The 4,774-nt window shown below is 76.3% G+C and carries 5 protein-coding genes; 1 reads left to right on the top strand and 4 read right to left on the bottom strand.

Annotation, left to right across the window (positions count from 1 at the left end; translation table 11 throughout):
* Positions 1-1,355, bottom strand: a 1,355-nt coding sequence (locus tag GTR00_RS14725; protein ID WP_323132494.1) for an aminotransferase-like domain-containing protein, incomplete at its 3' end; no start/stop codon positions are given.
* A 109-nt stretch (positions 1,356-1,464) separates the two neighbouring features.
* On the opposite strand from GTR00_RS14725, the gene GTR00_RS14720 reads away from it, so the two are divergent.
* Positions 1,465-2,127 carry a GNAT family N-acetyltransferase gene (locus GTR00_RS14720; RefSeq protein WP_166612353.1) on the top strand — a complete coding sequence of 221 codons (663 nt, stop codon included), beginning with the start codon at positions 1,465-1,467 and terminating at the stop codon, positions 2,125-2,127.
* 9 nt (positions 2,128-2,136) lie between these two features.
* On the opposite strand, the gene GTR00_RS14715 is transcribed toward GTR00_RS14720, so the two are convergent.
* The 3 genes from GTR00_RS14715 to trxB form a co-directional block, all read right to left on the bottom strand.
* A complete protein-coding gene (locus GTR00_RS14715) occupies positions 2,137-3,114 on the bottom strand; it encodes an NAD-dependent epimerase/dehydratase family protein (protein WP_205705847.1) in 978 nt (325 codons plus the stop codon).
* Between the two features lie 133 nt (positions 3,115-3,247).
* On the bottom strand, positions 3,248-3,574 hold the full coding sequence (trxA, locus tag GTR00_RS14710) for a thioredoxin (RefSeq protein ID WP_166612352.1): 327 nt from the start codon (positions 3,572-3,574) through the stop codon (positions 3,248-3,250).
* A gap of 36 nt (positions 3,575-3,610) precedes the next feature.
* On the bottom strand, positions 3,611-4,651 hold the full coding sequence (gene trxB / locus GTR00_RS14705) for a thioredoxin-disulfide reductase (protein ID WP_323132493.1): 1,041 nt from the start codon (positions 4,649-4,651) through the stop codon (positions 3,611-3,613).
* Between the last annotated feature and the right edge of the window lie 123 nt (positions 4,652-4,774).

Here is a 4,774-nt window from a genome sequence, read left to right as displayed (position 1 = left end):
CCGCCCGCACCGCCCGCACCGCCCGCACCGCCCGAGCGGGCCGGCAGCGGCCCGAACGTCTCCAGCACCTCCAGCTCCTCGCGCACCACGCCCGCCAGGCGGCGCACGCCCTCGCGGACCCGCTCCGGCTCGGGGAAGCAGTACGCCAGGCGCAGGTGCCGCCCGCCGCGGCCGTCGGCGTAGAACGCGGTGCCCGGCACGAACGCCACCCGCCCGCTCACCGCGCGCGGCAGCAGCGCGGCGGCGTCCAGGCCCTGCGGCAGCGTCACCCACACGTAGAAGCCGCCCACCGGGCGCGTCCACGACGCCTCCGGCAGGTGGGTGGCCAGCGCCTCGAGCATCGCCTCGCGCCGCTCGCGGTACAGCTCGCGGAACACCTTCACCTGCCCGTGCCAGTCGTGGGTGCGCAGGTACTCGGTGACCACGGCCTGCCCCAGGGTCGTCGGGCACAGCACCGCCGACTCCGCGGCCAGCACGAGCTTCTCGCGCACCGCGTGCGGGGCGATCGCCCAGCCCAGGCGGTAGCCGGGCGCGAACGTCTTGGAGAAGGAGCCCAGGTGCACCACGTGCTCGGCGTCCAGGGAGCGCATCGCGGGCAGCGGGTCGCCGTCGAAGCCGAGCAGGGCGTACGGGTCGTCCTCCAGCACCAGCAGCCCGTGGCGGCGGGCGAGCTCCACCACCTGCCGGCGCCGCTCCAGCGACAGCGTCACCCCGGCGGGGTTGTGGTGGTTGGGCACCGTGTAGAGCAGCTTCACCCGCCGCCCGGCGGCGCGCAGGCGCACCAGCGCCTCCTCCAGCGCCGCCGGCTGCAGGCCGTCGTCGTCCATCGGCACGTGCTCCACGTGCGCCTGGTAGGAGCGGAACACCCCCAGCGCGCCGACGTAGCTGGGCGCCTCGGCCAGCACGACGTCGCCGGGGTCCAGGAAGACGCGCGCCACCAGGTCCAGGGCCTGCTGCGAGCCGGTGGTGACGACCACGTCGTCGGGGTGGGCGTCGATGCCCTGCGGGCGCACCACCTCGGTGATCTGCTCGCGCATGCCCGGCTCGCCCTGCCCGGAGCCGTACTGCAGCACCTGCGCGCCGCGCTCGGCGACGAGGCGGCGGGAGGTCTCCGCGACGGCGTCCAGCGGCAGCGCCGGCAGGTACGGCATCCCCCCGGCCAGGGAGACGACCTCCGGGCGGCTGGCGACGGCGAACAGGGCGCGGATCTCCGAGGCCGTCATCGAGCGGGTGCGCTCGGCGTAGGAGCCCAGCCAGCGGTCCAGGCGGGTGCCGGCCGCGGCCGCTCGCGCCCCGGCGGCGGCGGGCGCGGCGGGCGCGCTGCCGGTGCGGGGTGCGGGCGGGTGCTGGCTCACGGAGGCCTCCGGGTGGCTGCGGTCCTGCGCGACGGGACTCGTCGCACCCGGGCCACCCTGCCACCTAGGATGCCTCCGACGCGCAGGGAACACGGAGGGGGTCGCCCCAGTGGGTCGTCGCATGGCGCCGCTGACGCTCGAGACGGTCGCCGACCTCCCCAAGGCGTCGCGCCGGTGCGTCTTCTGGGAGCTGGACGCCGTCGCCGCCCAGCGCGCGGCGGAGGCCGGCTACCCGGACTTCGAGAAGGAGGCGTGGGTCTCCTCCGTGCTGCTGCAGTGGGGCCCGTGCGGGCGCCTGGTGTACGTCGACGACCAGCCCGCGGGGTTCGTGATGTACGCCCCGCCGGCGTACGTGCCGCGCCAGAGCGGGTTCGCGACCTCGCCGGTGAGCGGGGACGCGGTGCTGCTGACGACGGGGTGGATCGACCCGGCCTTCCGCGGCGAGGGCCTGGCGCGGATGCTGCTGCAGGGCGCGGCGAAGGACCTCACCCAGCGCGGCGCGAAGGCCGTGGAGGCCTTCGGCGGCACCGGCCTGGTGCCCGGCGGGGATGGCAACGAGCAGTGCGCCCACGAGACGGACGAGCCGTGCGTGCTGCCCGCGCACCTGCTGGGGTCGGTGGGGTTCACGGTGGTGCGCCCCCACCACCGCTACCCGCGCCTGCGCCTGGAGCTGAAGAACGCGATCAGCTGGCGCGAGGACGTCGAGGCGGCGCTGGAGCGGCTGCTGGGCAGCGTGCGGGTGCCGGTGCTCAGCGGCGTCGCCCACGGCTGACGGGGGGCCTCACGCGGCCAGCAGCCGGCGCTCCAGCTCCGGCGGCAGGCCGTGCACGGCCCGGTCGGGGCGCTGCGGGGGCAGCGGCCCCCGCTGCACCCACGCCCAGGTGTCGGCGACGGTGTCCTCCACCGGCCGGCACACCAGGCCCGTGCGCGCCGCCAGGGAGGTGTCGGCCTCCAGGAAGCCGGCGAACCCCCCGCGCTCGGGCACCCAGCACGGCAGGTGGGTCCACGGCTGCGCGCCCTCGGCGGCCAGGCGCTCCTCGTCGACCCACACGAGCTGCGCGCGCGAGCCGGTGACCCGCACGCACGCGCCCAGCAGCCCCTGGGTGGTGGTGTGCCCGGAGGGGCTGGCGACGTCCACGGCCCCGGTGAGCCCGCCGGCCAGCCCGGACAGCAGCCAGGAGGCCAGGTCGCGGGCGTCGACGAGCTGCAGGGGCCGCTGCGGGCGCCCGGGGGCGACGACCCGACCGCCGGCGGCGGTGCGCCGCAGCCACCACGGCAGGCGCCCGATGTCCTCGTGCGGGCCCAGGACCAGCCCGGCGCGGGCCAGCAGGGCGTCGGGGAAGCTGGCCAGCACGCCGAGCTCGGCGCCGCGCTTGAGGGCCGGGTAGTCGCCGTCGGCGGCCAGCGGCTCGCCGTCCACGACGGGGGAGGTCTCGTCGACGTGCTCGCCCCAGGCGTACACGGAGCCGCTGGAGACGTAGCCGTAGCGCTGCGCGCGCCCGGCGAGCAGCCGCGCGGCGGTGGTGACCACCCGCGGGGCCCCGGACCAGGTGTCGACGACGGCGTCCCAGCGCTCCGCGCCGAGCGCGGCGGCCAGCGCCGCGGGGTCGGTGCGGTCGGCGCGGCGCTCCCGCACGCCGGCCGGCAGCGCTCCGGTGCGCCCGCGGTGCACGGCGGTCACGCCCCAGCCGCGCGCCAGGGCCTCGGCCACGACCGCGCGCCCGACGAAGCGCGTCCCGCCCAGCACCAGCAGCTCCACGTGCCGATCGTGCCCGCCGCGACGGCCGGCCGGGGCGGGTTCTCCCGCGGGGAGAGCCCGGGACCCTCCGGGGACGGCGCAGCCCCGGCACCGCGAGGCGGTGCCGGGGCTCGGCGGGACGTGCGCGCGGTGCTCAGCCGACGATGTCGGACAGCTCCGCGAGGATGTCGGGCTTGGGGCGGGCGCCCAGGATGCTCTTGACGACCTCGCCGCCGGAGTAGACGTTCATCAGCGGGATGGACGTCACGCCGTACTTCGCGGCGGTGCGCGGGTTCTCGTCCGTGTTGAGCTTCACGACGGTGATCTTGTCGCCGTGCTCGGCGGCGATCTCCTCCAGCACCGGCGCGACGCGGCGGCACGGGCCGCACCAGGGCGCCCAGAAGTCGACCAGCACGGGCTTGTCGGACTTGAGGACCTGCTCCTCGAAGGTGTCGTCGGTGACGGCGGTGGTGGCGCTCACGGGCTGCCTCCTCGTGCTCGGTGGGGTGGGGTGGTCTCAGCGCTCGCGCGGCTGCGGGCGCTCGACCGTCTCGGAGTCCGCCACCGCGGGGGTGGTGGTCTCCTCGCGGGGCGGGTTGACGTCCTGCTCGACGTCGTCGCGGGCGGCGAGGTACCGCTCGGCGTCCAGGGCGGCGGAGCAGCCCATGCCGGCGGCGGTGATGGCCTGCATGTACGTGTGGTCCACGACGTCGCCGGCGGCGAACACGCCGGGCACGTTCGTCCTGGTGCTGCGCCCCTCCACGAGCACGAAGCCGCTCTCGTCGAGGTCGACCTGGCCCTTGACCAGGCCGGTGCGCGGCTCGTGGCCGATGGCCACGAACAGGCCGGTGGCGGCCACCTCGCGCTCGGCACCGGTGACGGTGTCGCGCAGCGTGACGCCGCTGACCTTGTCCTGGCCGTGGATCGCGGCGACCTCGGAGTTCCACGCGAAGCGGATCTTCTCGTTCTCGTGGGCGCGGCGGGCCATGATCTTCGAGGCGCGCAGCTCGTCGCGGCGGTGCACGATCGTGACCGTCCGGGCGAAGCGGGTCAGGAAGGTGGCCTCCTCCACGGCGGAGTCGCCGCCGCCGACGACCACGATGTCCTGGTCGCGGAAGAAGAAGCCGTCGCAGGTGGCGCACCAGCTGACGCCGCGGCCGGACAGGCGCTTCTCGTCGGGCAGGCCGAGCTCGCGGTACGCCGAGCCCAGCGCGAGGATCACGGCGCGGGCGCGGAAGGTCTGCCCGCCGCCGGTGACGACCTCCTTGACGTCGCCCTGCAGGCGCACGTCCACGACGTCGTCGGTGACCAGCTCGGCGCCGAAGCGCTCGGCCTGGGCGCGCATGTTGTCCATGAGGTCCGGGCCGAGGACGCCCTCGGGGAAGCCCGGGAAGTTGTCGACCTCGGTGGTGTTCATCAGCGCGCCGCCGGCGGTGACGGAACCCTCGAAGACGAGGGGCTCGAGCTCCGCGCGGGCGGCGTACAGGGCCGCGGTGTACCCGGCCGGACCGGAACCGATGACGATGACGTTGCGGACGTCGTCCACCGAGGGGCTCACCGAGAGACCTGCTTCCTTCGATCCGTGGGAGCGGCCGGGACGCCGGTCGCCGTGCTGGCTGCAACGGATCGCAGGGCGGGGCGGTTCCCGCCCGCGCCCCCCGGCGGCGGGACCGGCGGGGGG

The sequence above is a fragment of the Kineococcus indalonis genome, from assembly GCF_009906395.1.
GTDB lineage: Bacteria > Actinomycetota > Actinomycetes > Actinomycetales > Kineococcaceae > Kineococcus > Kineococcus indalonis.
Note: the sequence above shows the minus strand (reverse complement) of the source record. Positions and strands in the feature narration are given on the sequence as shown.